At 48.5% G+C, this 1,175-nt stretch carries 1 protein-coding gene and 2 pseudogenes; 1 reads left to right on the forward strand and 2 read right to left on the reverse strand.

What is annotated here, in order from left to right; all coding sequences use genetic code 11:
- Window positions 1-57 precede the first annotated feature (57 nt).
- Window positions 58-213 (forward strand): annotated as a pseudogene (locus tag KDK18_RS14635) (hypothetical protein); the annotation flags it as partial.
- 45 nt (window positions 214-258) lie between these two features.
- On the opposite strand, the pseudogene KDK18_RS03985 reads toward KDK18_RS14635, so the two are convergent.
- Window positions 259-615, reverse strand: a pseudogene (locus KDK18_RS03985) (3-dehydroquinate synthase); the annotation flags it as partial.
- Window positions 616-677: 62 nt separating this feature from the next.
- On the reverse strand, window positions 678-1,175 hold a 498-nt coding region (gene aroK, locus KDK18_RS03990), incomplete at its 5' end, for a shikimate kinase AroK (RefSeq protein WP_257253372.1).

A 1,175-nucleotide genomic window follows, 5' to 3' on the forward strand; every position in this document is an offset into this window, starting at 1 on the left:
GTTTCCAGAGTGACAGAAGTTTCAAGGTTTATAATAACTGACGATGAGAGAGTGCTTATGAAACCAGGTCTGTATAATCCTGAGGAGTTCAGGGATAACTGTGGTTTCGGGCTGATTGCCCACATGGAAGGAGAGAAGAGTCATAATCTCCTGACAACCGCGATTGAAGCACTTACCTGCATGACGCAACGTGGTGGTATTGCTGCAGATGGTTGGAATCTGAATAAAATCAACGCCACGCTGATAGGCTGCTGCTGCAAAGCCTGTCATATCACCCACCACACCACCACCCAGAGCGATCAATGTGGTTTTACGGGTATGACGAGCTTTAAGCAAGCCGTCAAACACTTTTTCAAGTGTGCTCAGATTCTTAAACGCTTCTCCATCAGGTAGCGTGACTTCCAACAGGTCAAAGCCCTCCAGCAGGCTACGCACCTTGTCCAAATAGAGAGGAGCAATGGTTTCGTTAGTGACAATAGCCACTTGCTGCCCCTTGATATAGGGCTTGAGCAACCCGGGTCTGGCTGCACCCGCATAAAGGCCTGAACCAATATAGATGGGGTAGCTTCTCTCACCCAGATCCACATTCAGTTCAAGGATGTCCGACTCCTGCATCAAACGTCTCTCTCTTTCTGAAAACCTTTATTGATTAACTAATCCAAAGGCTTTTTCTTTGCTTACGGCAATTTGCCAACGGTTCGGATGATTTCGTTGATCAGTGCTTTAGGTGATAGTAACTCTGTATCCAGCTCGACATCGGCAATACTGGAATAGAGTGGCGCTCTCTCATTCAACAGCTGCGTCAGCACTTCCTCACGATCAGATCTCTGCAACAAGGGTCTTTTCTTGTCTTTCTCAGTTCTGACCAATTGTGCTGCTACTGATGCCTTGAGAAAAACAACCACCCCATTGGTACCCAACTGCTGGCGATTTTCCAGTCGGGTCACAGCTCCACCCCCCGTCGCAAGAACAATACCCTGCCTGGAACAAAGATCCTGTATTACCTGTATTTCACGCTGCCGAAAGCCCTCTTCGCCCTCGACATCAAAAATCCAGGGAATTTCAGCACCACTGCGCGCCTCAACCTCATGATCTGAATCAAAAAAAGGCAACCCCAGCTCTTTGGCCAACATTCGCCCGATCGTACTTTTACCGGCCCCCATAGGGCCTACCAG

This window comes from Endozoicomonas sp. SESOKO3 (assembly GCF_024606255.1).